The 25249-nt window shown below is 70.7% G+C and carries 29 protein-coding genes; 9 read left to right on the top strand and 20 right to left on the bottom strand.

The features are described from left to right. The first annotated feature begins 1 nt into the window (after position 1). Positions 2 to 550 (top strand): dihydrofolate reductase family protein, encoded by a 549-nt coding sequence (locus KIK09_RS51575; RefSeq protein WP_214326950.1) that lies wholly within the window; start codon positions 2 to 4, stop codon positions 548 to 550. On the opposite strand, the gene KIK09_RS51570 is transcribed toward KIK09_RS51575, so the two are convergent. Continuing rightward, positions 551 to 1219, bottom strand: coding sequence for an SDR family oxidoreductase (locus KIK09_RS51570; protein WP_308164801.1), 669 nt, complete (start codon positions 1217 to 1219; stop codon positions 551 to 553). Continuing rightward, a complete protein-coding gene (locus KIK09_RS51565) occupies positions 1216 to 1848 on the bottom strand; it encodes an NAD(P)H-binding protein (protein ID WP_214326949.1) in 633 nt (210 codons plus the stop codon). Before KIK09_RS51565 ends, KIK09_RS51570 begins: the two co-directional genes overlap by 4 nt. Positions 1849 to 1939: 91 nt before the next feature. Between KIK09_RS51565 and KIK09_RS59770 the strand changes: the two genes are divergently transcribed. Continuing rightward, positions 1940 to 2383, top strand: a complete 444-nt coding sequence (locus KIK09_RS59770; RefSeq protein ID WP_214326948.1) for a GNAT family N-acetyltransferase — start codon at positions 1940 to 1942, stop codon at positions 2381 to 2383. Here KIK09_RS59770 and KIK09_RS51555 read toward each other — a convergent pair. The 4 genes from KIK09_RS51555 to guaB form a co-directional block, all read right to left on the bottom strand. Next, a complete protein-coding gene (locus KIK09_RS51555; RefSeq protein WP_214326947.1) occupies positions 2355 to 3470 on the bottom strand; it encodes an alpha/beta hydrolase family protein in 1116 nt (371 codons plus the stop codon). The two genes, KIK09_RS59770 and KIK09_RS51555, sit on opposite strands and share 29 nt — an antisense overlap. Then, positions 3454 to 4026 (bottom strand): TetR/AcrR family transcriptional regulator, encoded by a 573-nt coding sequence (locus KIK09_RS51550; protein WP_214326946.1) that lies wholly within the window; start codon positions 4024 to 4026, stop codon positions 3454 to 3456. Before KIK09_RS51550 ends, KIK09_RS51555 begins: the two co-directional genes overlap by 17 nt. Positions 4027 to 4281: 255 nt before the next feature. Beyond that, on the bottom strand, positions 4282 to 5403 hold the full coding sequence (locus tag KIK09_RS51545) for a GuaB3 family IMP dehydrogenase-related protein (RefSeq protein ID WP_214326945.1): 1122 nt from the start codon (positions 5401 to 5403) through the stop codon (positions 4282 to 4284). A gap of 3 nt (positions 5404 to 5406) precedes the next feature. Further along, complete coding sequence (gene guaB / locus KIK09_RS51540; protein ID WP_214326944.1) at positions 5407 to 6888, bottom strand: IMP dehydrogenase; 1482 nt, start codon at positions 6886 to 6888, stop codon at positions 5407 to 5409. 405 nt (positions 6889 to 7293) lie between these two features. Here guaB and KIK09_RS51535 point away from each other — a divergent pair, with 405 nt between their 5' ends. After that, complete coding sequence (locus KIK09_RS51535; RefSeq protein ID WP_214326943.1) at positions 7294 to 8304, top strand: helix-turn-helix transcriptional regulator; 1011 nt, start codon at positions 7294 to 7296, stop codon at positions 8302 to 8304. A gap of 39 nt (positions 8305 to 8343) precedes the next feature. Then, positions 8344 to 8721, top strand: coding sequence for a DUF5319 domain-containing protein (locus KIK09_RS51530; protein WP_214326942.1), 378 nt, complete (start codon positions 8344 to 8346; stop codon positions 8719 to 8721). On the opposite strand, the gene KIK09_RS51525 is transcribed toward KIK09_RS51530, so the two are convergent. The 5 genes from KIK09_RS51525 to KIK09_RS51505 form a co-directional block, all read right to left on the bottom strand. Next, the gene (locus tag KIK09_RS51525; RefSeq protein ID WP_214326941.1) at positions 8682 to 8834 is read right to left on the bottom strand and encodes a hypothetical protein; all 153 of its coding nucleotides are present in this window, start codon (positions 8832 to 8834) and stop codon (positions 8682 to 8684) included. The genes KIK09_RS51530 and KIK09_RS51525 overlap by 40 nt on opposite strands. Next, the gene (locus tag KIK09_RS51520) at positions 8831 to 9466 is read right to left on the bottom strand and encodes a sigma-70 family RNA polymerase sigma factor (protein WP_250575191.1); all 636 of its coding nucleotides are present in this window, start codon (positions 9464 to 9466) and stop codon (positions 8831 to 8833) included. Before KIK09_RS51520 ends, KIK09_RS51525 begins: the two co-directional genes overlap by 4 nt. 402 nt (positions 9467 to 9868) lie before the next feature. Continuing rightward, the gene (gene groL, locus KIK09_RS51515; RefSeq protein ID WP_214326940.1) at positions 9869 to 11488 is read right to left on the bottom strand and encodes a chaperonin GroEL; all 1620 of its coding nucleotides are present in this window, start codon (positions 11486 to 11488) and stop codon (positions 9869 to 9871) included. Positions 11489 to 11561: 73 nt separating this feature from the next. Beyond that, positions 11562 to 11873 carry a co-chaperone GroES gene (groES, locus tag KIK09_RS51510; RefSeq protein ID WP_443678893.1) on the bottom strand — a complete coding sequence of 104 codons (312 nt, stop codon included), beginning with the start codon at positions 11871 to 11873 and terminating at the stop codon, positions 11562 to 11564. A 165-nt stretch (positions 11874 to 12038) separates the two neighbouring features. Beyond that, entirely contained in the window at positions 12039 to 12878 is an 840-nt protein-coding gene (locus tag KIK09_RS51505; RefSeq protein WP_214326939.1) for an NAD-dependent epimerase/dehydratase family protein, read from the bottom strand. 103 nt (positions 12879 to 12981) lie between these two features. Between KIK09_RS51505 and KIK09_RS51500 the strand changes: the two genes are divergently transcribed. The 5 genes from KIK09_RS51500 to KIK09_RS51480 all read left to right on the top strand — a co-directional run bounded on the left by KIK09_RS51500 (position 12982) and on the right by KIK09_RS51480 (position 18105). Next, on the top strand, positions 12982 to 13479 hold the full coding sequence (locus tag KIK09_RS51500; protein WP_214326938.1) for a MarR family winged helix-turn-helix transcriptional regulator: 498 nt from the start codon (positions 12982 to 12984) through the stop codon (positions 13477 to 13479). A gap of 26 nt (positions 13480 to 13505) precedes the next feature. Further along, the gene (locus KIK09_RS51495; protein ID WP_214326937.1) at positions 13506 to 14690 is read left to right on the top strand and encodes a class I SAM-dependent methyltransferase; all 1185 of its coding nucleotides are present in this window, start codon (positions 13506 to 13508) and stop codon (positions 14688 to 14690) included. A 195-nt stretch (positions 14691 to 14885) separates the two neighbouring features. Next, complete coding sequence (locus KIK09_RS51490; protein ID WP_214326936.1) at positions 14886 to 16619, top strand: apolipoprotein A1/A4/E family protein; 1734 nt, start codon at positions 14886 to 14888, stop codon at positions 16617 to 16619. 197 nt (positions 16620 to 16816) lie between these two features. After that, a complete protein-coding gene (locus KIK09_RS51485; RefSeq protein ID WP_214326935.1) occupies positions 16817 to 17179 on the top strand; it encodes a hypothetical protein in 363 nt (120 codons plus the stop codon). After that, positions 17176 to 18105 carry an NAD-dependent epimerase/dehydratase family protein gene (locus tag KIK09_RS51480; RefSeq protein ID WP_214326934.1) on the top strand — a complete coding sequence of 310 codons (930 nt, stop codon included), beginning with the start codon at positions 17176 to 17178 and terminating at the stop codon, positions 18103 to 18105. The genes KIK09_RS51485 and KIK09_RS51480 overlap by 4 nt, the downstream gene beginning before the upstream one ends. On the opposite strand, the gene tsaD is transcribed toward KIK09_RS51480, so the two are convergent. The 9 genes from tsaD to alr all read right to left on the bottom strand — a co-directional run bounded on the left by tsaD (position 18086) and on the right by alr (position 25243). Beyond that, entirely contained in the window at positions 18086 to 19105 is a 1020-nt protein-coding gene (tsaD, locus tag KIK09_RS51475) for a tRNA (adenosine(37)-N6)-threonylcarbamoyltransferase complex transferase subunit TsaD (RefSeq protein ID WP_214326933.1), read from the bottom strand. The two genes, KIK09_RS51480 and tsaD, sit on opposite strands and share 20 nt — an antisense overlap. Continuing rightward, entirely contained in the window at positions 19098 to 19604 is a 507-nt protein-coding gene (rimI, locus tag KIK09_RS51470) for a ribosomal protein S18-alanine N-acetyltransferase (protein ID WP_275956580.1), read from the bottom strand. The genes tsaD and rimI overlap by 8 nt, the downstream gene beginning before the upstream one ends. Next, positions 19601 to 20266 (bottom strand): tRNA (adenosine(37)-N6)-threonylcarbamoyltransferase complex dimerization subunit type 1 TsaB, encoded by a 666-nt coding sequence (gene tsaB / locus KIK09_RS51465; protein WP_214327023.1) that lies wholly within the window; start codon positions 20264 to 20266, stop codon positions 19601 to 19603. The genes rimI and tsaB overlap by 4 nt, the downstream gene beginning before the upstream one ends. Positions 20267 to 20293: 27 nt before the next feature. Beyond that, complete coding sequence (locus tag KIK09_RS51460; protein ID WP_214326932.1) at positions 20294 to 21199, bottom strand: aminoglycoside phosphotransferase family protein; 906 nt, start codon at positions 21197 to 21199, stop codon at positions 20294 to 20296. Between the two features lie 33 nt (positions 21200 to 21232). Continuing rightward, positions 21233 to 21769: a class F sortase gene (locus tag KIK09_RS51455; protein WP_214326931.1), complete on the bottom strand. Its 537-nt coding sequence runs from the start codon at positions 21767 to 21769 to the stop codon at positions 21233 to 21235. Between the two features lie 2 nt (positions 21770 to 21771). Beyond that, entirely contained in the window at positions 21772 to 22437 is a 666-nt protein-coding gene (locus tag KIK09_RS51450; protein ID WP_214326930.1) for a hypothetical protein, read from the bottom strand. Positions 22438 to 22604: 167 nt separating this feature from the next. After that, the gene (tsaE, locus tag KIK09_RS51445; RefSeq protein WP_308164799.1) at positions 22605 to 23066 is read right to left on the bottom strand and encodes a tRNA (adenosine(37)-N6)-threonylcarbamoyltransferase complex ATPase subunit type 1 TsaE; all 462 of its coding nucleotides are present in this window, start codon (positions 23064 to 23066) and stop codon (positions 22605 to 22607) included. Then, on the bottom strand, positions 23067 to 24116 hold the full coding sequence (locus KIK09_RS51440; protein ID WP_214326929.1) for an alpha/beta fold hydrolase: 1050 nt from the start codon (positions 24114 to 24116) through the stop codon (positions 23067 to 23069). It abuts the gene before it with no gap. Further along, the gene (gene alr, locus KIK09_RS51435; protein ID WP_214327021.1) at positions 24113 to 25243 is read right to left on the bottom strand and encodes an alanine racemase; all 1131 of its coding nucleotides are present in this window, start codon (positions 25241 to 25243) and stop codon (positions 24113 to 24115) included. The genes KIK09_RS51440 and alr overlap by 4 nt, the downstream gene beginning before the upstream one ends. Between the last annotated feature and the right edge of the window lie 6 nt (positions 25244 to 25249).

Raw genomic sequence — 25249 nt, 5'->3', positions numbered from 1 at the left:
CATGCGAAAGCTTGTTTACTTCGTCGGAATGTCGATTGACGGCTACATCGCCGGCCCCGGCGGCGAGATCGATTTCTACCCCCTGCCCGAGGACATGCTCGCGTGGATCAGGGAGGACTACCCCGAGACGCTGCCCACGCATGCCAGGCCCCACCTCGGCCTGGCCGTCGACGCGCCGAACCAGGCCTTCGACACGCTGGTGATGGGCCGGGGCACCTACGAGCCCGCCCTGGCCATCAACGTGACCAACCCGTACGCGCACCTGCGCGAGTACGTCGTGTCCAGGACCATGGGCCTGGTCGAGGACCCGGTGAAGCTGGTGCGCGAGCTCAAGCAGGAGGACACCGGCAAGGACATCTGGCTCGCCGGCGGCGGCAAGCTGGCCGCGAGCCTGCTGCCCGAGATCGACGAGCTGGTCGTGAAGAGCTACCCGGTCGTGGCGGGGACGGGCATCCCCGGCTTCGCCGGAGAGTTCAGCCCGACCCTGTTCAAGCCGACCGCGCGCCGCGAGTTCAGCAACGGCGCCACGGTCACCTGGTTCACCCGGTGATCACCACGGCAGGGGCCGGCCGTCGCGGAAGAAACCGCCGGTCGGCCCGTTGTCAGGCAGGTTCACCGCCCACAGCACGCTCGCCGCGCCCTCGGCCACCGGCCGCCCGCCCGGCCCGCCCATGTCCGTCGCCACCCAGCCCGGGCACACGGAGTTGACCAGGATGCGGTCGCCGCGCAGCTCGGCGGCGAGCATCCTGGTGAGCGCGTTCAGCGCCGCCTTCGACATCGCGTAGGCGGGGGTGCCCGCGCCCATGCTCGCCAGCGATCCCGCCTCGCTGGAGACGTTCACCACGCGCGCGTGCCCCGAGGCGCGCAGCAGCGGCAGCATCGCCTGCGTGAGCTGCCAGGCGCCGAGCACGTTGGTCTCCAGCGCCTCCCGCACCACGCGCAGGTCCGCCCCGGCCGCCCGCTGCCAGGTGTCGTAGTGGATGGCCGCGTTGTTGACCAGCACGTCCAGCCGGTCGAGCGAGAGCCCGGCCACGGACTCCGCGTCCGACACGTCCAACCACACGGGCACCACGTCGCCCCGGATGCCCTTCGCCGCCTCCTGAGCCTTGCCCAGGTCGCGCGCCGTCAGGATCACGGTGTCACCCGCCGCGGCCAGTTGCCGCGCCACCTCCAGCCCGATCCCCCGGTTCGCCCCCGTGACCAGGCAGGTGCGGCTCACGCCGCGTCCCCTGCGAGCTTGGCGAACGCCGCCTGCCAGTCGGCCACGGGATCGCCGGGCACGCCGTACACCTCGAAGGTCTTGCCCCGCGCGGTGGGCACGCGCAGCGCCTGCACGCAGATCTCGGCGATGTCCTCGCGGCTGACCTGGCCGTCGCCGGTGTCGCCCTGGTCGAGCAGCAGCGCGCTCCGCCCGCCGGGCTGGCCTGTCAGCCAGCTGGGCCTGACGATCGTGTACGGCAGGCCGCTGCGCCGTACCGCCTCCTCGCCGGCGAACCGGGCGCCGAGGATGTAGCCCATCTCGGGATGCTCGTCCGCCCTGGTCAGGTAGATCTGCGTGACCAGCACGACCTGCGTGCCGGGCGCGGCGGCCTCGACGACGTTGCGCACCCCCTGCTCGTGCACGGCCCTGGCGCTTGCTGCCGTGGTGCCTGACTCGACCGCGATCACCACGCCGACGGCGCCCTCGAGCGCCCGGCGGACCGCGGCCGGGTCATCGATCGAACCTCGCACCGCGCCGGGCCCCGAGGCGCTGCGCCCCAGCACCCGCACGCTCTGGGCCGCCTCGGTCAGCTTGCGCACCACATGACTGCCGACGCGCCCCGTGCCACCAATGACAAGAATGCTCACTTTCGCGAGCCTAGCCCTGGCCTGGGTGGTCGCTGGTTATCGCCCCCAAGTGGCCGTGTCGGCGCGCCGTGTCCGCTTCTACCGTGGACGCGTGATCGAGATCGGCAAGCTCCAGCCCGCGGACCGGCCCGTGTGGGAAGCGCTCTTCCGTGGATACATCGACTTCTACCAGCGCGTGGAGCCGGACGAGATGTACCGGCGCGCCTGGGAGGAGTTCCAGGCCGACACCCGCCTGCACGCCCTGGGGGCCAGGGTGGACGGCGACCTCGTCGGCATCACGCACTTCCTCACGCACGCCAGCACCTCCAAGCCCGACACGGACGTCTGCTACCTGCAGGACCTCTTCACCGCCCAGGCCGCGCGCGGCAAGGGCGTCGGCCGCGCGCTGATCGCCGCGGTGACGGACTGGGCCCGCGAGCGCGGCTGCGACCGCGTCTACTGGAACACCCACGAGACCAACACGACCGCCCGGACCCTGTACGACAAGGTCGCCTCCTACCGGGGCTTCATCCGCTACCAGATCGACCTGCCGTGAGGAAGTCGCGCACGGCCCGGTCGTAGCGGGCGCGGTCCACGTTCCACGCCTCGGTGTGCCCGCCCTCGGCGAACTCCTCGAACGTGATGTCCCAGTTCAGCCGCCTGCCGGTGGCGACCAGGCCGCGTGCCTCCTCGATCGGGTGCTGGTCGTCGGGGACGGTGTGGATCAGCAGCGTCGGCGGCCTGACCGCGGGCGGGTGGCGGATCAGGCTGAGCTCGTCCGCGTCCACCCCGGTACGCCACTTGATGACCTGGTTCGACAGCGCCCCGAGGAACCCCGGCAGGTGGAAGTTCCTGACCCCCTGCTCCGCGGTCATCCGCACGTCGATCATGGGCGCGTCCAGCACCACCCTGTCCACCTGGCCCGCCAGCCCCGACCTGGCCAGGAACTGCCCGATGATCTGCCCGCCCATCGACGTCCCGTACAGGACGAACCGCTTGGCCCCCATCCGCTGCGCCTGCCGAATCGCGGCCTCCAGATCCCGCCATTCCGAGTCGCCCAGGTGCAACAGGCCGTCCGGCGAGGCCGGCGCGCCCTCGTCGTTGCGGTAGCTGATGTCCAGGAACGGCAGGCCCAGCTCGTGCACCACCGGGAGCACCTTCAGCTCCGCCTTGCGCCGCCCGTTCTGCCCATGCACCGCCACCACCCAGGTGGTGCCGCGCCCCCGCACGTACCAGGCGGGGGCGGGCCCCAGCTCGGTGGGCACCATGACCTCGGAGTAGCCGATCCCCCAGGCGACCTCCGGATCGCCCGGCGGCACGTTCCCGAACCACCCAGGCGTGCCCACGGACGGCGTGAGCCCCCGCAACACCTTCCTCGTGACCCGCCCCGGCGCCCGCGCCACGACGTCGCCCAGCATCGCGAACGACCCCGTCCACTCCAGCCAGTAGGTGCCCGGCTTGCTCGTCTCGGCCGTCTCGGTCAGCGTGACCGTCCCGTCCTGTACGGCGAGCACCGAGGTGTTCCCGCCTCCGTAGTGCTCGACCTTGATCCCCTGGTCGCTCCCGAACCAGGCGCCGTATCCCACCGCGCCCACCAGGACCACCACGACGACGATCAGCGTCTTCCTAAGCGCGGATGCCATCGAGGAGCCTCCTGGCGTTCCGCTCGCACAGCTGCCTGAACCCGGCCTCGTCGAGCCCGATGCGCCCGCCCAGATACAGCTGGACCAGTCCCTGCGTCGACGAGGTCAGCACCAGCGCCACCTCCAGCGGCTGGTCCTGGCGCAGCGACCCGGCCGCCATCCCCTCCTCGACGATCGCCACCACATGCGCGAAGGCCGGAGACCCGCCCCCCTCGAAGTCATCGGGGAACCGCCTGGCCCGCTCGCGCCGCTCGGTCATCAGGAACGTGTACAGATGCGGGCTCCCCAGCGCGAAATCCAGGAAATCCTGCATCAACCCCAGCGCCCTGCTCTCCCAGTCCCCGCCCGGCACCCGCGTCCCCCACCTCCCGGCCAGCTCCAGGAACGTCCGGTCGGCCACGGCTTGGAGGAGTGCCTGGCGGTTGGGGTAGTGCTTGTAGATGGCCATCGCCGTGACACCGACGATCTCACCGACCCGCCGCATGCTCACGGCGTCGGCACCCTCCCGCACGAGAATCCCCTGAGCGGCATCCACGATCTTCTCGGCAGTACTCACGTATACACCGTAAACCATCTGGGTGTACGGCGTATACCTCACCAGAGACACCACGTTCTCCGATTTCGTGCCGGCTGCGCCATGGAAAACAGGCGGCGTTAGCGGGTCCTCCGTCACCGGTGGAGCGCTCGCTCTACGCATCTGGGTGGGCAGGAGGTGGCCGGCCACCTACGTGGGTTTCGGGTGGGGGCTTCAAAAGAACGCCCGACCGGAGGGAGGACCTTTCTTGGGGGCCTTCCTCCGGAGGGCGACGGGTCAGCGCTGGACGGGGGCTACGACTACCTCGACGCGCTGGAATTCCTTGATGTCGGAGTAGCCCGTGGAGGCCATGGTGCGCTTGAGGGCGCCCATGAGGTTCATCGAGCCGTCCGCCACGCTGGAGGGGCCGTGGAGGATCTGCTCCAGCGTGCCGACCGTGCCGAACTCGACGCGGCGCCCGCGCGGCAGGTCAGGGTGGTGGGCCTCGGAACCCCAGTGGAAGCCGTGCCCGGGAGCCTCGGCGGCACGCGCCAGGGGCGAGCCGACCATGACGGCGTCCGCGCCGCAGGCGATGGCCTTGGCGATGTCGCCCGAGGTGCCCATGCCGCCGTCGGCGATGACGTGGACGTAGCGGCCGCCCGACTCGTCCATGTAGTCGCGGCGCGCGGCGGCCACGTCCGAGATGGCGGTGGCCATGGGTACGGCGACGCCGAGGACGTTGCGGGTGGTGTGGGAGGCGCCCCCGCCGAAGCCCACGAGCACGCCGGCGGCCCCGGTGCGCATCAGGTGGAGGGCCGCCGTGTAGGTGGCGCAGCCGCCGACGATGACGGGCACGTCGAGCTCGTAGATGAACTGCTTGAGGTTGAGCGGCTCGGCCCGCCCGGAGACGTGCTCGGCGGAGACCGTGGTGCCCCGGATGACGAAGATGTCGACCCCGGCGTCGATGACCGCCTTGTGGTACTGCACGGTCCGCTGCGGCGACAGCCGTACGGCCGTCGTGACGCCCGAGGCGCGGATCTCCTCGATGCGGCGGCCGATCAGCTCCTCCTTGATCGGGGCCGTGTAGATCTCCTGCAGGCGCTTCGTGGCGGCGGCAGAGTCGAGCGAGGCGCACTCCTCGAGCAGCGGCGACGGGTCCTCGTACCGCGTCCACAGGCCTTCGAGGTCGAGCGGCGCGAGCCCGCCGAGGCGGCCGATCGCGATGGCGGTGGCCGGGGAGACGACGCTGTCCATGGGGGCCACCACGACGGGCAGCTCGAACCGGTAAGCGTCGATCTGCCAGGCGATCGAGACCTCTTCGGGGTCCCGGGTGCGCCGGGAGGGGACGAGGCCGATCTCGTCGAGCGCGTAGGCCCGGCGACCGGTCTTGCCCCGGCCGATCTCCACCTGCTGAGTCATGTCTTACCTTCTGTGATAGTTGGGAGCTTCCACGGTCATCTGGATGTCGTGGGGATGGCTCTCCGTGAGGCCCGCCGCGGTGATCGGCATGAGCTCGCAGTCGGTGTGCATCTGCGTGATGGTGCGGCAGCCCGCGTACCACATGCCCTGGCGCAGGCCGCCGACGAGCTGGTGGGCGACGGCGGCGAGCGGGCCGCGGTAGGGCACCTGGCCCTCGATGCCCTCGGGGATGTACTTGTCCTCGCCGCCGACGTCGGCCTGCGCGTAGCGGTCCTTGGAGAAGGACGTGCCGCCGCGCTCGCGGTTGCGGACCGCGCCGAGCGAGCCCATGCCGCGGTAGGACTTGAACTGCTTGCCGTTGATGAAGATCAGCTCGCCGGGCGACTCCTCGCAGCCTGCGAGCAGGGAGCCGAGCATGACCGTGTCGGCCCCGGCGGCGATGGCCTTGACGATGTCGCCCGAGTACTGCAGGCCGCCGTCGCCGATGACCGGCACCCCGGCGGGCCCGCACGCGAGCGAGGCCTCGTAGATGGCCGTGACCTGGGGTGCGCCGACCCCGGCCACGACGCGGGTGGTGCAGATGGAGCCGGGGCCCACCCCGACCTTGACCCCGTCGGCGCCCGCCTCGACGAGCATCTGGGCGCCCGCCCTGGTGGCGATGTTGCCGCCGATGACGTCGACCCGGCTGTTGGCCTTGATCTTGCCGACCATGTCGGCCAGGCCCTTGGAGTGGCCGTGCGCGACATCCACGACGATGGTGTCGACGCCCGCGTCGATCAGCGCCTTGGCGCGCTCCTCCGCGTCGCCGCCGACCCCGATGGCCGCGCCCACGACCAGGCGGCCGTCGGCGTCCTTGGTGGCGAGCGGGTACTGCTCGCTCTTGGTGAAGTCCTTGACGGTGATCAGGCCGCGCAGCTTGCCCGCGTCGTCGACCAGCGGCAGTTTCTCGATCTTGTTGGCGCGCAGCAGCGCGAACGCCTCGTCGCGGGAAACCCCGACCGGCGCGGTGACCAGCGGCATCGCGGTCATGACCTCGCGGACGGGACGCGACTGGTCGGTCTCGAAGCGCATGTCGCGGTTGGTCACGATGCCGACGAGTACGCCGGAGTAGTCCGTGACCGGAACTCCGGAGATCCGGTACGTGGCGCACAGCCGCTCCACGTCGGCCAGCGTGTCGTCCGGCGAGCAGGTGACCGGGTTGGTGACCATCCCGGCCTCGGAACGCTTGACCAGGTCGACCTGCTGGGCCTGCTCCTCCACGGACAGGTTGCGGTGCAGGATCCCGATGCCGCCCTGGCGGGCCATCGCCACCGCCATGCGTGCCTCGGTGACCGTGTCCATGGCCGCGGAGACCAGCGGGATCGCCAGTGTGATGTTGCGGGACAGACGTGAGCTGGTGTTGGCCTCGCCTGGTTGCAGGTCCGAGTACGCGGGCACCAGCAGCACGTCATCGAAGGTCAGACCTGTCTCGGTGAACTTGGACATGCTGCGGCCCCCTCTGCCGTTTAGCTTTGCAGCCAAGTCTAGGGCCTGGGTCCAAAAGGCAGGGATGCCGGGGAGACGATGACCCCCACGATCCGTCGTACCCCCGGCATCGAAAAGAGCCGGGGATGGGGCGGTCGGTGATCCGCCCCATCCTCCGGCCACCGGCACCGGGCTGGCGCGCGTTCGCGCCACCGAACCCCCCTCCGTGTCCTGATGGCCGCGCTACCCGCCGGGTGGTGCCGACGCTGGGTTAAGCCTGCGTTACTCATCGGCACACCGCAATGTGAAAACTTGCAATTGCACGAAGTTGCACACCAGGCTGAGGAGTCGGCGCAAGGCGCGGACACGGGCGTATTGCCGGGTTATCCTCGCGGACACGCCCGTCCCCCCTACGGAGCACTCCACATGCGCAACGACTCCCGCACCGCGCCGGATCCGCTCGAGACGCTGGGCCTGGCCCCGGCGCAGACCGCCCTGTACACGGCGGTGCTCCGCCTCCACAGGGCGACGGTCGCCGAGCTCGCGGAGGCCATGGACGGCTCGGTGGAGAAGGTGGGCAGGGAGCTGGAGGCCCTCGTCCGGCTCGGCGTGGTCGACGAGCAGTCCGGCGAGTACCTGGCCAGGCATCCGGCGGCCGCGCTCGGGCGGCTCATCGCCGAGCGGCTCGACCGGCTGGCCGAGGAGAGCAGGCGCATCGACAGCGCGCTGGGCTCGATCCGCGGCCTGATCCGCGACTACGACGCGGGCCGCGACTACCAGAGCGGCCCGTTCCCCGTCGAGGCGGTCAGCGGGGCGGACGTCCTCTACGAGTCGGTGGTCGGCATGGCGGTCCAGTCGCCGCCGATGGAGCTGCTCACCGCCATCCCGGACGAACGCACCATGACGGATTTTGTCCGGAAATTTGCGGATCCCTGGATCGATGCGCAGGGGCGGCACCTGCTGCACGTGCGTGCGGTGATCCCGGTCGACACGCTGTCGCTGCCCGGCGTTCGCGAGCAGCTGACACGGCTGACGGAGACCGGGGGCAGGGTGCGCACGCTTGACCGGGTGCCCAGCTGGTTCATGACCGCGGGCCCCGAGGCCGCGGGGCTGCCCGCGCTGTGGGGCGGCAACCTGCCCGACCACGCCTACAACTTCTACCTGGTGCGCGCCCCGATCGTGGTCGGCGTGCTCCGCTCGCTCTTCGAGGAGCTGTGGGGCCGGGCCGTACCCCTGCCGTGGGGCAGGCGCGGCGACGGGATGGTGCAGGTGCTGCGGCTGGCCGCGCAGGGGCAGTGCGACGACTCGATCGCGCGGCAACTGGGCGTGTCGGTGCGTACCGTGCGCGCCAGGTTCGCCGACGCGATGGCCGAGCTGGGGGCCCAGTCGCGCTTCCACGCCGGCGTGGAGGCCGCACGGCGCGGATGGCTCGCCTAATACGAGTCACACGGGCCGCATCGGTCATATGGTGGTGAGGTGCTGGAAGACGTCCCCCGCGACCCGTTCGCGGACGACCCGAACGATCCGTCGTCGGAGATGGGCGAGCTCGATGACGCCGAGCCGCTGACCGCGGCCGAACGCGACGAGGCCATCACCGACCTGGCCGACGTGGAGGTCTTTCGATCCCTGCTCGAACCGCAGGGAGTGCTGGGCCTGGTCCTCGACTGTCCGGAATGTGGTGAACAGCACTTCTTCGACTGGGAGCTGCTGCGCGGCAACCTGCGCCAGATGATCGAGCGGGGCCAGCCGCAGGTGCACGAGCCGGCCTTCCACCCCGACCCGACCGACTACGTGACCTGGGAGTACGCCAGGGGCTACGTGGACGGCGTCATCGACACCGAAGAGCGCCGCTGAGTCACGTCGGCGCGCAGCGCCGCGAGCAGCCGCACGGCGGGATCGGCGAGGTCGGGCTGCTCTCCCCGGGCGAGCGCGTCGAGCAGAGCCTCGGTCCGCTCCTCCGGCGTCAAGCCGACTCCAGCTCGGCCATCTGCCTCAACCTGGCCAGCGCCCGATGCTGGGCGACCCGGACTGCCCCTGGTGACATACCGAGTACATTACCGGTCTCCTCGGCCGACAGGCCTGACACCACCCTCAGCAGCAGCAGTTCCCGCTGGTTCTGTGGCAGCCGCGCCAGCAGCCTGCGGGCGTGCTCGACCTCGATGTAGCGCACCACGGTCTCCTCGGGACCCGGCCCGTCGTCGGGCCCGTCGGGCAGGTCCTGCGTGGGTACGGCGGAGCGGACGGAACTGCGCAGCGCGTCGGCCACCTTGTGCGAGGCGATTCCGAACACGAACGAGGCGAACGGCCGGCCCATGTCGCGATAACGCGGCAGCGCGGACAGCACCGCGATGCACACCTCCTGGGCCACGTCATCGGCAATGTGATATTGCCCGGAAACCCTGCCCAGCCTGGCCCGGCAATAGCGCACCACCATCGGGCGCAACTCACCGAGAAGGGATTCGATCGCGCGGCGATCCCCCTGAACAGCCAGGCTCGTCAGTTCCCTTAGGTCGGAGTCATCCGCACGTGCCGGAAGTCTCGACGCGAGCCTTACCCCAATTTTGGCGTCGGCGACGCTTCCCTCGCTCACGTTAGGCATGATGCCCGCACCGATCCTGCCTGTCGTCATAGCGAACGGCTACGGATTGGTCACATTGAAGCGACGATAACCGCCCGTAATCGTACGGCCACACTAAGCCTTTCGGGTTGGCGAAATATTTCACGATATAACCCGAAATGAGGGACAATTGTCAGACGCCTAGACGCTTTGCGAGCGTTCCCGGTTTACCGCAATAAACCAACTTTCTCTAGAGATCCCACCCTCTACGAGGAGATCGCTCCAGGGCCCCTGTCCGCTACACCCCATTTCATGCCAGATCTTGTACGGCAATGCCACACTCAACCAGATTCCGCACGAAAACACGCACTCGTACCCAGACTCGGCGCCGTACACGCAGAAAGGCCCGCACCGGACAGCGGTGCGGGCCCCTCTTCCGAGAGATCAGTGGCCGTGACCGTGGCCGTGACCGGCGCCGGCGGCCGGCGCCTCCTCCTCGGGCTTGTCCACCACGAGGGCCTCGGTCGTGAGCAGCATGCCGGCGATGGACGCGGCGTTCTGCACGGCCGAGCGGGTGACCTTCACCGGGTCGATGACGCCCTGGGCGACCAGGTCGCCGTACTCGCCGGTGGCGGCGTTGAAGCCGTGACCGGGCTCCTGCTCGGAGATGCGGTGCGTGACCACGTACCCCTCGAGGCCGGCGTTCTCGGCGATCCAGCGGGCCGGCTCGACCAGCGAGCGGCGCACGATGGCGACACCGGTCGCCTCGTCGCCGTCGAGGCCGAGGTTGTCCAGGTCCTTGGAGACGTGGATCAGGGCCGCGCCACCGCCGGAGACGATGCCCTCCTCGATCGCGGCGCGCGTCGCGGAGATCGCGTCCTCGAGGCGGTGCTTCTTCTCCTTGAGCTCGACCTCGGTGGCGGCGCCGACACGCAGCACGCACACACCGCCGGCGAGCTTGGCCAGGCGCTCCTGCAGCTTCTCGCGGTCCCAGTCGGAGTCGGACTGCTCGATCGCGAGCTTGATCTCCTTGACCCGGTCGTCGATGGCCTTCTGGTCACCGGCACCGTCGACGACGGTCGTGTCGTCCTTGGTGATGACGATGCGGCGGGCCTGGCCGAGCACCTCGAGGCCGACGTTCTCCAGCTTGAGGCCGACCTCCTCCGCGACGACCTGGCCGCCGGTGAGGATGGCCATGTCCTGCAGCATCGCCTTGCGGCGGTCGCCGAAGCCCGGGGCCTTGACGGCCACGGAGGTGAACGTGCCGCGGATCTTGTTGGTGACGAGTACGGCCAGAGCCTCGCCCTCCACGTCCTCGGCCACCACCAGCAGCGGCTTCTTGGTCTGGGCGACCTTCTCGAGCAGCGGCAGGAAGTCCGCGATCGAGGAGATCTTGCTCTGGGTGAGCAGCACGTAGGCGTCCTCCAGGACGGCCTCCATGCGCTCGGGGTCGGTCACCATGTAGGCGGACAGGTAGCCCTTGTCGAACTGGAGACCCTCGGTGAACTCCAGCTCCATGCCCATGGCGTTGGACTCTTCGACGGTCAGGACGCCGTCCTTGCCGACCTTGTCGAACGCCTCGGCGATCAGCTCGCCGATCTTGGCGTCCTGCGCGGAGATCGTCGCGACGTTGGCGATCTCCTTCTTGTCCTCGACCGGGCGGGCCACGGCGAGCAGCTTGTCGCTGATCGCCTTGGCGGCCTTGTCGATGCCGCGCTTGAGCGACAGCGGCGAGGCGCCGGCCGCCACGTTGCGCAGGCCCTCGCGGACCATCGCCTGGGCCAGGACCGTCGCGGTGGTGGTGCCGTCGCCCGCGATGTCGTTGGTCTTGGTGGCGACTTCCTTGGCGAGCTGGGCGCCGAGGTTCTCGTAGCGCTCCTCCAGCTCGATCTCACGAGCGATGGTGACACCGTCGTTCGTGATCGTCGGAGCACCGAACTTCTTGTCGATGACGACGTTGCGGCCACGCGGGCCGAGGGTTACCTTCACGGCGTCCGCGAGGGCGTTCACGCCGCGCTCGAGCGCGCGACGGGCGTCCTCGTTGAACTCCAGGATCTTCGCCATTGCTATGAAAGTCCTCTCCTAGTGTCGAAAGCCCCGGCGCTCGACAGAGCGTCCGGGGCCCGACACATCCGGCTTACTTCTCGATGATCGCGAGAACGTCGCGGGCGGAGAGCACCAGGTACTCCTCGCCGCCGTACTTGACCTCGGTGCCGCCGTACTTGCTGTAGAGGACGATGTCGCCCTCGGCGACGTCGAGCGGAATCCGCTTCTCGCCCTCGTCGTCCCAGTTGCCCGGGCCCACCGCGAGGACCTTGCCCTCCTGCGGCTTCTCCTTGGCGGTGTCAGGGATGACCAGGCCGGAAGCGGTCGTCTGCTCGGCCTCAAGCGGCTGAACCACAATGCGGTCGCCGAGCGGCTTAACGGGAACCTTGGTGGCGGTCGTCACGATCGGACCTCCCCTTCAGATTTGAATGATCTAGAAGAGGCGACCAGCGGGGCCTGCCGTCGCGGGTGTCAGACCTGCCTCGTCGCACGTTGGCACTCTCAAGGGGAGAGTGCCAACAGGAAACATATGCAAGAGGGGCTTGACAGTCAACACGAACGCGTCCGCTCAGAGCGATCCGAGGTACGAGCCTTCCACCAGGTCGGCCAGGATGCCGGGCCTGCTGGGGTTCCAGCCGAGCGCGGCGCGGGTGCGCTCGGATCCGACACGCTGGCTCAGCGCGAGCGCGTCGGCGAACGGCCGGCCGAGCAGCTCGGCGGCCTCCTCCACGGGCCAGGCGTTCACGCTCGGGTCGACGCCGGCAGAGCGCGCGGCGGCCTTGGCGACCTCGTTCAGCGGCACGCCCTCCTCGGTGATCCCGTGGTAGACCGCGCCCTTCTCGCCCTTCTCCACGACCGCCACGATCAGCTCCGCCAGGTCGTCGATGTGGACGAACGACCAGGTGGGCACCGTGCCGTCCGAGACGTACACGCCCTGGCCGCGCTCGGCCGCCTGGCTGCGCAGCAGCGCGGCGATGCCGGAGCCGCGCCCGTGCACCACGCCGGGCCGGACCACGGTGCCGCCGGCGTCGACGACCAGGCGCTCCACCTTGGGCCGGTAGCCGACCAGCGCGATCGGGTCGGTCGGGCTCTCCTCGTGGCCGCCGTCGACCGGGCCGAGCACCCAGACGCCGCTCACGTAGACCAGCGGCTTGACCGTCAGCTTCCCGATGGCCTCCAGGTCGACGGCCTCGTCGCCGGTCAGCTGCGCGGCGTGCACCACGGCGTCGATGTCGGAGGTCACCTCGATCGTCGCCGGGTCCGACAGGTCGCCCTGGCGCACGTCGGTCACGCCGGGGACGACCTTCTCCCCCCGGACCACGGCCGCGACGTCGTGGCCGTGCTCCCGCAGCTTCTCCACGACCGCGCCGCCGATGTAGCCCGTCGCGCCCAGCACCAGCACCTTCATGATCTCCACCTTCAAAACTTCGACATTGAACTTTTCGACGCCGCCGAAGCTAGCGCATCGAATCGAACATTTCAACCTCGAAGTTTTTGATAGTGTGGCCACCATGGACGACGCAGTCGACGCGATCACCGCACAGTGGGCGCGGACCCGGCCCGGCCTGGATGTCTCTCCGATGGGCGTGATCGGCCGCCTGTCGCGGGCGTCGCGCCTGGTGGAGCGCGAGGTGAAGGACTTCTTCCAAGCGAGCGGCCTGGAGGCGTGGGAGTTCGACATGCTGGCCACGCTGCTGCGCGCCAACGCCGAGCACACCATGTGCATGAAGGACCTGGCGGGCTCGGCCCTGGTCAGCCCCGGCGCCCTCACCAACCGCATGGACCGCCTGGTGGAGCGCGGCCTGGTCGACCGATGGCCCGCCCCGGAGAACCGCCGCATGGTCCTGGTCGCGCTCACCGAGAAGGGCGAGCGCCTGGCCGGCGAACTGCTCGAGGGCCACATGGCCAACGAACGCCGCCTCCTGGCGGCCCTCACGCCCGACGACCAGGAGGCCCTGGCCGGCCTCCTGCGCCGCCTGCTGGTCTCCCTGGGCGACACCGAACTCTGACCGGCGGAGCGGTAACGTCGGGTGGTGTGGAGCTGGACGCCTTTCTCGAGTTGCTGACCCCCAGAGGACAGAAGGCGCTCGGGGAGGCGGTCGAGCTGACCGGCGGCGATCCCGTGAAGGCCGCCACCACGCTCCGGAAGACGTACGACGCGGCCCTGACGTCCGCGGCGCTGACGCAGGCGGGGCTCCGCGAGCGGGCCAAGGCCAAGTTCGGCGACGACGCCGGGAGGATGTACTTCACCCCGCACGGGCTCGAGCAGTCCACCAGGGCCGAGGTGGCCGCGCACCGGGCGCGCCGGCTGGCGGATCTCGTGCCCCCGCACGGCGCCCGCGTGGTGGACGCCTGCTGCGGCATCGGCGGCGACGCCCTGGCGCTGGCCCGGGCGGGATACACGGTCGAGGCCGTGGACGCCGATCCGCTGACCGCCGCCGTCACCGCGGCCAACGCCGACGCGCTGGGGCTCTCGGGCGGGATCTCCGTCCGTACGGCTGACGCGGCCGAGGTCACGCCGGAGGACCACGACGCGCTGTTCGCCGATCCGGCCCGCCGTACGGGAAAGGGGAGGACCTTCGATCCCCTGGCGTACTCGCCGCCGTGGCCTGTCGTGCTGGAACTGGCCGCGCGGGCGCCGGTGGCGTGCCTGAAGGTGGCGCCGGGCATCCCGTACGAGTTCATCCCCGGCAGCGCCGAGACGGAGTGGGTGTCGTACAAGGGCGAGGTCAAGGAGGCCGCGATCTGGCTCGGCGGCGGGCGCCAGGGACGGCGGGCCACGCTGCTGCCCGGCGGCGACACCATGGCCTCGGCCGGCGAGGCCGCGGTGGCGCCGGTGGGGCCGCTGGGGCGCTATCTGTACGAGCCCGACGGGGCGGCGATCCGGGCGCACCTGGTCGCCGAGGTCGCGGCGATGGTGGGCGGCAGGCTGGCCGATCCGATGATCGCCTACATCACCGGGGACGAACCCATGGACACCCCCTGGGCCTCCAGGTTTCTGGTCGAGGAGGCGCTGCCGTTCTCGTTGAAGCGGCTGCGGGCCGCACTCCGCACCCGCGAAATAGGAAATGTCACCATCAAAAAGCGCGGCTCCGCGGTGGACATCGACCGGTTGCGGATGGATTTGCGACCTTCGGGCGATAATTCCGTGGTAATCATTCTGACCAGGGTTATGAATGAGCCGTACGCCCTGCTCTGCCACCCCTCCCCACCTGCGTAAATGACAAATCGGGGCGTTAGCCGGGGAACCCTGATCTTTTCCATCACCGCTGACGCACCTTGATCCACTGGCTAAGGTGGACGGGCGGAAGTTCACCTCCCGATCGCGGATTACCGCAGCCCTCCTTCTTTCATCTGCAAACCTGACCTATCTCACCGCTGCGCGGCAGACCGTCGGCGAGCGAAGGAGCTTTCGGTGGATCATTCCAACCACACCACCCTTCTCCAGGCGGGTGGCCAGACGGCCATCTCCGACAGGATGCGGGAGCTGCTGGCGCGGGCCGCCCAGGACCACGTCTACGAGCAGCGCACCCAGGGAGCCGTCCTCGACGAGATCCGCCAGCGCCTGGAAGGCATGGAGTGGCTGCTGCGCGAGGTGCGCGAACGCGAGCTCGGCGGGCTGAGCGGCACGCTGGAGACGGTCAGCGGCCGCATCGACGACTTCACCGCCAAGCCGCCGCTGTGGGCCGAAGGCCTGGCCCAGCACGTCGAGGCCGTGCGCGACCACGTCGACGCCGTGGGCGAGCAGGTGGGCACCGTCGACGCCAGGGTCGACTCGGTCAGCCAGCGCGTCGCCCCGGTGATCGAACTGCCCAGCCTCTGGGCCGACCTCGGCACGGTCGGCGAGAGCGTGGACGAGGCGTTGAAGCGGCTGCAGGCGGTGCTCGACACCACCGACGGCATCACCAAGCGGATGGGCGAGTTCGCCACCAAGCTCGGCCAGCTCAACTCCAGCATGGAGGCCGCGGCCAACCGCTTCACCCGCCTCGACAAGTCGCTGGCCGACCTGAGCGCGCGCACCGACCGCGTCGAGGGCGGCGTGCTCGACCTCGGCGAGCGGGTCCAGGACGGCCTCGCCCAGGTCGGCACCCGCGTGCAGGCCACCGAGGAGCGCCTGCTCAACCGCGTCGACTCCGCGCACCAGGCGCTCGTGCTGTCCGTCGAGGCCGCGCAGGAGACCCTGACCGGCGACGTGGACGCCGCCCAGCTGGCCCTCACGGGCCGGGTGGAGACCCTCCAGCAGGGCCTGACGAGCCGTCTCGACGCCGCGCAGCAGACGCTGGGCAGCTACGTCGAGGCCGCCAGGGAGTCCCTCACGAGCGACGTGGAGGCCGCCAAGCAGGCCGTGGAGAGCCGGGTGGACGAGTCCGAGCGGCAGGTCGCCGCCAGGGTCGACCGGGTCGACGGGCGGCTGGTCGCGATCGACGCCCGGCTCGACAGCGTCGACGGCCACATCGAGACCGCCGACGAGTGCCTGGCCGACATCGACACCCGCCTCGACGGCGTCGACGGCAGGCTGGCCGTCACCGCGCAGCAGCTGGCGGCCATCGACGAGCAGCTGGCCAACACCGGCAACCACCTCGGCGCCGTCACCGACCACCTGTCCCGCCACGACGACCGCTTCGACGAGCTCGGCGGGCGGGTCGACAGCCGCTTCACCGCCCTCGACGAGCGCCTGGCCAGCACCGACCAGCACCTCACCGACACGGCCACGCGCCACGAGGGCCGCTTCAACAACCTCGACAACGGCCTCGATTCGCTCGACGAGCGCCTCGGCGAGGTCGAGGAGCACGTCGCCAACCGCTTCGACACCGTCGACACCCACCTCACCGGCCTGGTCTCGCACGCCACCAAAGCCGACGAGCGCCTGGAGGCGGTCGACCAGCGCGTCGGTCAGCTGCCCGCCGCGCTCGGCATCGGCGAGCTGCTCGAGTCCCAGACGGCGGGCCAGGCCGAGCGCCTCACGGCCGCCGCGGCCACCCTCACGGAGCTCATCCAGGCCCGCCCGGACCGCGACGAACTCACCCGGTCCGTCACCGAGATCGTCGAACCCGCCTCGAGCGACCTCACCAAGCGCCTCGGCGCCCTGGAGGAGACCATGCTCGCCCTGGCCGAGGCGCTCCTGCGTCCGTCCCGTTCCAAGGACTGACCATCCCGTACGGCGGTGCCCCGACAGATGTGCGAGCTTGGCGGGGAAGCGGGGCCGCCGCGCCCGCACGTGTTCGCGCGCCCGGTGGGTCGACTGCCGCGCCGGGCGTGACATGTGGGGCGGATCACATCGGCGGATGTCACGTTCGACCCTCCGCGGTTCCGTCTGTTGCTCAAGACCGATCAACAGAGGAGCGGATGGTGTTCGTCAAGATCGCGGTGGTCCTGTCGGCGGCCATGATGCTGGTCACCGGTGCCTGGATGCGCATAGATCCGGCGAGTTTCGCCGCATGGGCGAACTGGCCCGACCACGTGCACTTCCTGCACGACGCGGGCGTGTTCCAGCTGGGCATCGGCCTGATGCTGCTGTCGGCCCTGTGGTGGCGGGACGTGATCTCCGTGGTGCTGGCCGGGTTCCTGTTCGCCAACACCTTCCACGCCGTCAACCACGCGCTGGACACGGGCGGCGGCCACGACTCCGACTGGTGGAACCTGGCGGTCTTCTCGGTCCTGGCGGCCGTCGCCCTCGTCGTCCGGCTTCGCGCCCTCAAGACGCGATGAGGGTCCTGCTCGCCGGGGCCACCGGCACGATCGGCACGGAGATGGTCCCCCAATTGCTGCACGCGGGACACGAGGTGCTCGGCATCACCCGCTCCGAACGCGGCGCCGCCAGGCTCGCCGAGAGCGGAGCGATACCGATAAACGCGGACATGATGGATCGGGAAGGGCTGCTCCGGGCGGTCCGCGGGCAGCGCCTGGACGCCGTGGTCCACCAGGCCACCGCGATCACCGGCACGCCGCTGTTCCACCGCGACCTGTACGCCACCGACCGCCTGCGCGACGAGGGAACCGCCAACCTGCTGGCCGCCGCCCGCCAGAGCGGCGCGACCCGCTTCGTCACCCAGTCCTTCTTCCTCGGGTACGGCTACCGCGACCACGGCACGGAGCCCGTCACCGAGGACAGGCCGTTCGCCGAGCCGGGCCAGGGCCGCGGATACGACGTCCACATGCGCTCGATGCGCGCCAACGAGCACCAGGCCTTCAGCACCCCGGGCATCGAGGGGATCGCCCTGCGCTACGGCATGTTCTACGGGCCCGAGCCGTCCACCAGGAAGCTGATGGACCTGGCCCGGCGGCGCCTGCTGCCGGTGGCGCGCCCGGCGGGCGTGGTCTCGCTCGTGCACGTCCACGACGCCGCCGCTGCCGCCGTGGCCGCGCTGGAGCGGGGGCGGGCGGGCACGCCGTACAACATCGCCGACGACGAGCCGGTGGGCTTCGACGACTACGTCCGGGCCCTGGCGCGGGCTGCGGGCGCGCCGGAGCCGCGCACGGTGCCCGCGTGGCTGCTGGCGGCCACGCCGTACCTGAAGGCGATGATGACGAACACCCGGATCCGGCTGTCGTCGGAGCGGGCCAGGCGGGAGCTCGGGTGGCAGCCCGGGTATCCGACCTACCGGGAGGGGCTGCTCACACGTGCACGGTCGTGATGGGCAGCGACGAGTCGGCCGGGATGTCCAGGGCCGAGGGTGCGATGCCCGCCGCCACCAGGTCCGAGCCGAGCGCCGCGACCATGGCGCCGTTGTCGGTGCACAGGCCCGGCCGCGGCACCCGCAGCCGGACGCCTGCCGCGTCGCAGCGCTCCTGGGCCAGCGACCGCAGCCGCGAGTTGGCCGCGACGCCGCCGCCGACGAGCAGGTCGTGCACGTCGTACTTCTTGCAGGCCTGCAGCGCCTTGCGGGTCAGCACGTCGACCACGGCCTCCTGGAAGGAGGCGGCCACGTCGGGCACGTGGATGGACGGCTGGGCCTCCACCCAGCGCGCGACGGCCGTCTTCAGCCCGGAGAAGGAGAAGTCGAGCGTGCCGTCGTCCACCTTTCCGCGCGGGAACGCGATCGCGTCGGGCGAGCCGTCGCGGGCGGCCCTGTCGATGTGCGGCCCACCGGGGAACGGCAGCCCGAGCACCCTGGCCACCTTGTCGAACGCCTCGCCGGCCGCGTCGTCCACGGTGGATCCCAGCGAGATCACGTCGGCGGCCACGTCGGGCACGAGGAGCAGCGAGGAGTGGCCGCCGGAGACGAGCATCGCGATGCACGGCTTGGGCAGCGGCCCGTGCTCGAGCTGGTCGACGGCGACGTGCGCGGCCAGGTGGTTGACGCCGTACAGCGGCACGCCGAGCCCGGCGGAGTAGGCCTTGGCCGCGGCCACGCCCACCAGCAGCGCGCCCGCGAGCCCGGGACCGGCCGTCACGGCGATCGCGTCGATGTCGGAGAACTTCAGCCCGGCCTGCTCGAGCGCGCTCTCCACGGTGGGCGTCATCGCCTCCAGGTGGGCGCGCGAGGCGACCTCGGGCACCACGCCGCCGAAGCGGGCGTGCTCGTCCATGCTGGAGGCGATCGTGTTGGCCAGCAGCGTGTGACCTCTGACGATGCCGACACCGGTCTCGTCGCAGGACGTCTCGATGCCCAGGACCAGCGGTTGTTCAGCCATCCAGCTTCCTTCTCATCATGATCGCGTCGGTGCCGTCGTCGTAGTAGCGGCGGCGCAGGCCGATCTCCTCGAATCCGAAGTGCCCGTAAACGCCCTGTGCCCGGGGGTTGTCGGCGCGGACCTCCAGGAAGATCTCCCGCGCGCCCCGCCTGCGGGCCTCGGCCAGCAGCTCGCTCAGCAGCGCCCCGCCGATGCCGGTGCCCTGGTGGGCGTCGAGCACGGCGATGGTCTGCACGTCCGCCTGGTCGGCCGCGGCGGCCAGCCCGGCGTAGCCGACGATCTGGCCGTCGACCTCCGCCACCACGTAGTGGCGGCTGCGCGGCTGGTCGGCCAGCTCGCCGCGCATCATCGCCTCGCTCCACGCGTCCAGCGGGAACGTGGCCCGTTCGATCGCCATGACCGCAGGCAGATCCGCCTCGATCATCTGCCGCAACCGCAGGCTGCGCCCGTTGGCCGAGTCGGCCTCGCCGTGGACCCTGGGGTCGTCGTCGCCTCTCATCGTGTCCGGTTCGGCTCTCTCTCCGTCACCCTCTTGGGCGCGCCGGGCACGACCGCGTCGGGCCTGCGCAGGTAGATCGGGCGCGGCGGCTCGAGCTCCTGCCCCGCCGCCAGCCGCTCGGCCGCCAGCGCGGCCATGAAGCGCGCGTACGGGTACGGCGGAGCCACCGCCTCGCCCAGCGTCTCGGGATAGATCGTGGGCCCCGCCCCGGCGACCGGCAGCCCCGCGACGGACACGTCGGCGGGCTTGTCGACCAGGGGCCCCTCGAGCCGCGTGCGGAAGTCCGCGTAGCGCGCCCAGAAGACCTCCTTGCGCCGCGCGTCGGTGGCCACCAGGAACTCGGTGGTCAGCCCGCTGCCGTAGGCCACGGCGTCGAGCGTGCAGACGCCGTGCGCGGGCACGCCGAGCGCGGTGGCGAGCGCCTGCGCGGTCATGAGCCCGACCCGCAGCCCCGTGTAGGGGCCTGGGCCCATGCCCGCCACGATCGCCGTGACGTCGCGCAGCGCCGCGCCCGCCTCGGCCAGGACGCCCTCGATGGTGGGCATCAGCAGTTCGCCGTGGCGCCGGGCGTCGATCGTCGTGGATTCTGCGAGCACCCGTTCCCCGTCGTGGAGGGCCGCGGTGACGGCGGGCGTCGCGGTGTCAAAGGCCAGGACCAGCACGAAGGTCAAGCCTACCCGCGTGAGAGCTCAGACCCAGCCGGTACGCAGCTTCAGCCACTCGAGCGCGGCCTCGCCCTGCGCCGCCTGGAACTCCCTGAGCGTGGGGAGCCCTGGTGGCGGGGGCTGGCGGCTCTGCCGTACGAAGTAGCCCGTCAGGGCGGCCAGCACGGTGGTGACGTCCGGGTCGGGGTCGGTCAGCAGTTCCTGCGGTGCGGGGCCGCCTTGCATCGCGATGGACGGCAGCATGCCGAGCAGGTCGAACCAGGCGGCGCCGACGCAGGCCCACGGCCAGTCGACGATGTAGACGTGCTCGTCGGTGAGCAGCACGTTGTCGGCCCGCAGGTCCGCGTGCAGCAGCGTGTCGCCCGCGGCGGCCGCCTCCCAGCCGGACTCCAGCTCCGCCAGGGCGTCCAGGTGGCGCCGTGCCCATGGGTCGAGCCCGGTCAGGTCCTCGCCGAGGAGTCTGCGCCAGCCGCGGAAGCTGTCGCGGTGCAGTTCGGCGATGGGCGGCGCGTCGATGGGTGAGGGCGTCAGCGCGGCGGCCATCTCGCGGGTGGCGGCCAGCACGCGGTCGAGCTCGTCGCGCCGCCAGGGCAGCTCAGGGTGACGGCCCTCGACGTCCTCGAAGACCAGCACCACCCAGCCGTCCCGCTCGAAGCTGGTCAGCAGCCGCGGCGCCGGCACGGAGGCGGGCAGCGCGGCCGCGTTCCTGGCCTCGGCCCGGTAGATCCCGGCGGACTCCGCATTCGGCTCGGGCCCGACGGCCTTGACGAAGACCCGCCTGTCGTTGGCGGCGCGCAGCCGTACGGCTGCCGCCGGCGAGAACCCGCCCGTCTGGGTGACGGCCTCGAGCACGGGCGCGCCGAGGAAGGCCTCGACCTCGGCGCGGGCGGCGGGCAGCACCTCGGACCAGGGAACGCGTGACGGGTTCATGACGTCAATTGTCCGGACCGCCGCAAGCCGTTTTCAGGCGGGCGAGGCGTAGACGATGATGTTGTCCACGTACTCGCCCTTGGCGTAGTCGAACTGGCCGCCACAGGTCACCAGCTTGAGCCCGTTCTCGACGTAGACCCGTTTGGCGGGGAAGTCCGTCTTGGGTATCTGCTCGACGGAGTCCACCTTGTACTCGGCGGTCTTGCCGTCGGAGCGCTCCACCTTGATGAGCGCGCCCTTGCGGATCTGCCTGAGCTTGAAGAACACCGCCGGTGCCGTCTTGGTGTCGACGTGGCCCACGATGACCGAGGCGCCCTTGTCGCCGGGGACCGCGCTGCCGGTGTACCAGCCGGCCATCTTGGGCTTGTCGAACGGCGGCAGCTGCAGGTCGCCGCTCTTCTCCAGCTTGAGCTTCATCAGCGGTGCGTCGACGTCGATGGAGGGGATGTCGATGTTCTCGGGGAAGACCGCGGCGCCGGCCGGCGTGGGCGCGACGAAGCTCTTGCCGAAGGCGACCAGCAGCAGGCCGGTGGCGGCGCCCGCGATGACCACTCGCCCCTTGCGGGCCATGGTCAGGCCCGGCTGCGCCGCAGCATGAAGACGGCACCGCCGATCAGGAGCAGCGCCACGACGATGCCGGCGGGGCCGAGCGGCAGGCCGGAGCTGTCGTCCACGTCCTTGCCGAACGTACCGCCGCCGCCCGCGTGCGGCGCCTTGGTCGGCACGCCGGTCGGGTTGGCGTCGGCCGCGACGACGCGGAGCGTGGCCTTGCCGGTGTCGTTGGTGCCCTCGCACTTGACGGCGACGGTGTAGGTGCCGCGCTTGACCGTGCCCGACACCTCGCCCTCACCGCGCACCCACGGACCAGGCGTGGCCGTGCCGGTGGGCGTCGGCACGCTCACGGCCGGCGAGGCGGTGGTGGTGACCGGGTTGAGCGGGACGCCGGACAGGAACGCCTTGGAGGTGGCCGTGCCCGTGTGGGCCGGGCCGCCGGTGGGGACCGGGCAGTTGGCCAGCACGAACACCTTGGAGCTCTCGCCCGCGGTGACCTTGTCGGGGTTGAGCTGGACCAGGATGTTCTGCCGTGACACCGAGGGGCTGGGCGTCACGGCGGAGATACTCGCCGAGGGAGTCCCAGAGGCCGATGGTGTCGGTGTGCTGCCTTCGGCCGCCGAGCAGCCGACCAGCCCGATCATGACGATGGCTCCCGCGTACGCGACCCGTCTGACCCTGGACACCGCCGCACCCCACTTTGCCGTCTTTGCACCCAGCATCCACCCAAACGGCGAATGTCACCCCACCTGATACCCAGAAAATCTAGGCAAATCCATGACCAATGATCATGATTGACGCCAACGGCGAGGTACGTCAAGGGTGCCAGCATTGCCGGACGATGGCCCGGGTTTTACTCTTCTGCCGGATCAGACGGCGTGTCGGCCCATCTCTGCCCGATTCCCCGCAGGGTCAGGGTGCGGGCGTCGCCGCCCGCCTCGCGGTCGATGTGGATCTCCAGGCGGTCCTCCGACAGGCCCTCGACCAGGCCCTCGCCCCATTCGACGACCGTGATGGACTCCTCCAGCGAGGCGTCCAGGTCGAGGTCGTCCACCTCCAGGTCGCCGCCGAGGCGGTAGGCATCGACGTGCACCAGCGGCGGGCCCTGGCGCAGCGACGGGTGGACCCGGGCGATGACGAAGGTGGGCGAGGTGATCGGCCCGCGTACCTTCAGCCCCTCGGCGATGCCCTGGACCAGGGTGGTCTTGCCGGCGCCGAGCGGGCCCGACAGGACCAGGAAGTCGCCGGCGCGCAGCCGGGTGGCCAGCCGCGTGCCGTACGTGCGCATGTCTTCAGCCGTGGCCAGGAGCACCACTCAGACCTCCACCTGCTTGATCAGGTCACGGAGGGCGTCGTTCACCACGCCGGGGCGTTCCAGCTGGATCAGGTGGGAGGTGTCGGGCACCTCGGTGAACTGCGCCCGGGGAAGGGCGGCCGCGATGGCGCGGCCGTGGTCGGGCGGGGTGAGCCAGTCCTTGTCGCCCACCAGGATCGCGGTCGGCACCGGGTCGAGGACGTGCAGCGCCGACAGCTTGTCGTGGTTCATCAGCGCCGGGTAGAAGTCGGCGAACACCTCGGTCGGGGTCTGCCTGATCATCGACTCGGCGAAGTCGACGAGGGTGGGGCTGACGTTCCTGGAGTCGCCGAAACCCATGTAGCGGGTCATGAGGAAGGCGATGTCGCTGCCGGCGTGGCGGGTCTTGTCGATCAGCTCGCCGCGGCGGCCGAGCATCGAGATCGTGGACGGCGCGATCTTGTGCACCGCCTTGGACAGCATCGCGGGCAGCCCGAGCGTGAGCTCGGCCAGCTTGCCGGCCGAGGTGGCCATCAGGGCGACGCCGCGGATCTTGTCACCGAACAGCTCGGGGTGGCGGTCGGCGAGCGCCATGATCGTCATGCCGCCCATGGAGTGGCCGACCAGCACGCACGGGCCCGGTACGAACTCGGCGATGACCTCGGCCAGGTCCTCCCCCAGCCGGTCGATCGTGCTGTCCTCCGCCTCGGCGCGCTGGGAGCGGCCGTGCGAACGCTGGTCCCACAGCACCATGCGGTGGTTCTCGCGCAGGTCGCGGCGCTGGTAGTGCCACGACTCCAGGTTGAGGCAGTAGCCATGGCAGAACACGATCGTCAGCGGCGCGTCGTCGGGTCCGTCGAGCTCCACATGCAGCGCCACCCCGTCGGAGGTGGTCAGCGTGGCCTGCGTGCCGCCGAGCTCGCCGAACGGCTCGCTGGCCTCGGGGTCGGGACGCAGCCTGATCCGGCCCACCGCGTAGCGCTTGGCCAGTGCCGCGGCGGCGACACCCGCCGAGGCGGCGCCCACGATGGCGCCGGCGATCCCGACCTTCCGTCGTGTTGTCGTCGTCATGTCCCCGATCCCTTGTAAACCCTCGGCACGCGCGCGCCGATTCTCGTCACGATCTCATGCGTTATCGTGCCGAGGTTATCCGCCCACTCCTGCAGCGTGCTTTCGCCCGTCTTACCAGGTCCGAACAGCACGACCTCGTCACCGGCCGCCAGCGGGTCGTCGCCGACGTCGATCATGAACTGGTCCATGCACACCCGGCCGACGATGGCCCGCCGCTTCCCGCCCGCAAGCACCTCGACCTTGCCCGAGGCGTGGCGCACGATGCCGTCGGCGTAGCCGAGCGGGACCAGCCCGAGCGTGGTCTCGCGCTCGCAGTGGTGCAGGTGCCCGTACGACACGCCTGAGCCCTCGGGCACCCGCTTGGCCAGCGCGATCCGCGCCACCAGCGTCATCGCCTGGTGCAGCCCGAAGTCGCCGAGCTCGGGGATCGGGCTCAGCCCGTACATGGCGATGCCCGGGCGGACCAGGTCGTAGCGGGTGCGCGGCAGCGTCACGATCGCCGCGGAGTTGGCCAGGTGCCTGATGACGTGGGACCCGGCGGCGCCCGCCTGCTCGGCCAGCTTCAGCGCCTGGTCGAACGCGTCGATCTGCGCGTCGATCGACGGATGGCCGGGGATGTCGGCGCAGGCGAAGTGCGACCAGAGCCCGACGATCTCGACGGCCCCCTCGGCCTGCAGCTCCAGCGCCCTGGACAGCAGCCCCGGCCAGGCGGCCAGCGGGGACCCGCCCCTGCTCATGCCGGTGTCGGCCTCCAGGTGCATCCGGGCGGTGCGCCCCGTGCGCCGCGCCGCGGCGGCGATCTCGTCGAGCAGTCGCGCGTCGGGGGCCGACAGTTCCAGATCGGCCTCGAGCGCCTCGTCGATCGGCTCGCCGGGGGTGACGATCCACGACAGCACGGGCGCGGTGATCCCCGCGGCGCGCAGCGCCAGGCCCTCGCGGATGTAGGCGGTGCCGAGCCGGCTCGCGCCGCCCTCGAGCACGGCCCTGGAGGCGGGGACCAACCCGTGACCGTAGGCGTCGGCCTTGACCGCGCCCATCAGCTCCGCGCCTGCCGCGTGCTCCTTGAGCAGGGCCACGTTGTGCCTGATCGCGTCCAGGTCGATCCGCGCCTGCGAAGGCGTCGCCATCGGGGA

The organism is Nonomuraea sediminis, from assembly GCF_018531495.1.
Taxonomy (GTDB): domain Bacteria; phylum Actinomycetota; class Actinomycetes; order Streptosporangiales; family Streptosporangiaceae; genus Nonomuraea; species Nonomuraea sediminis.
This window is presented reverse-complemented; position numbering and strand designations above follow the sequence as displayed.

Coding starts and splice junctions, on each gene's coding strand:
- KIK09_RS51545 (WP_214326945.1), bottom strand. CDS start 5,403: ATGACTCAGCAGGTGGAGATCGGCCGGGGCAAGACCGGTCGCCGGGCC.
- rimI (WP_275956580.1), bottom strand. CDS start 19,604: ATGAGAGGCGACGACGACCCCAGGGTCCACGGCGAGGCCGACTCGGCC.
- guaB (WP_214326944.1), bottom strand. CDS start 6,888: ATGTCCAAGTTCACCGAGACAGGTCTGACCTTCGATGACGTGCTGCTG.
- KIK09_RS51485 (WP_214326935.1), top strand. CDS start 16,817: ATGGTGTTCGTCAAGATCGCGGTGGTCCTGTCGGCGGCCATGATGCTG.
- KIK09_RS51575 (WP_214326950.1), top strand. CDS start 2: ATGCGAAAGCTTGTTTACTTCGTCGGAATGTCGATTGACGGCTACATC.
- KIK09_RS51480 (WP_214326934.1), top strand. CDS start 17,176: ATGAGGGTCCTGCTCGCCGGGGCCACCGGCACGATCGGCACGGAGATG.
- KIK09_RS51455 (WP_214326931.1), bottom strand. CDS start 21,769: ATGGCCCGCAAGGGGCGAGTGGTCATCGCGGGCGCCGCCACCGGCCTG.
- groL (WP_214326940.1), bottom strand. CDS start 11,488: ATGGCGAAGATCCTGGAGTTCAACGAGGACGCCCGTCGCGCGCTCGAG.
- tsaD (WP_214326933.1), bottom strand. CDS start 19,105: ATGGCTGAACAACCGCTGGTCCTGGGCATCGAGACGTCCTGCGACGAG.
- KIK09_RS51505 (WP_214326939.1), bottom strand. CDS start 12,878: ATGAAGGTGCTGGTGCTGGGCGCGACGGGCTACATCGGCGGCGCGGTC.
- KIK09_RS51520 (WP_250575191.1), bottom strand. CDS start 9,466: ATGCCTAACGTGAGCGAGGGAAGCGTCGCCGACGCCAAAATTGGGGTA.
- KIK09_RS51440 (WP_214326929.1), bottom strand. CDS start 24,116: ATGACGACGACAACACGACGGAAGGTCGGGATCGCCGGCGCCATCGTG.
- KIK09_RS51555 (WP_214326947.1), bottom strand. CDS start 3,470: ATGGCATCCGCGCTTAGGAAGACGCTGATCGTCGTCGTGGTGGTCCTG.
- alr (WP_214327021.1), bottom strand. CDS start 25,243: ATGGCGACGCCTTCGCAGGCGCGGATCGACCTGGACGCGATCAGGCAC.
- KIK09_RS51500 (WP_214326938.1), top strand. CDS start 12,982: ATGGACGACGCAGTCGACGCGATCACCGCACAGTGGGCGCGGACCCGG.
- KIK09_RS51460 (WP_214326932.1), bottom strand. CDS start 21,199: ATGAACCCGTCACGCGTTCCCTGGTCCGAGGTGCTGCCCGCCGCCCGC.
- KIK09_RS51535 (WP_214326943.1), top strand. CDS start 7,294: ATGCGCAACGACTCCCGCACCGCGCCGGATCCGCTCGAGACGCTGGGC.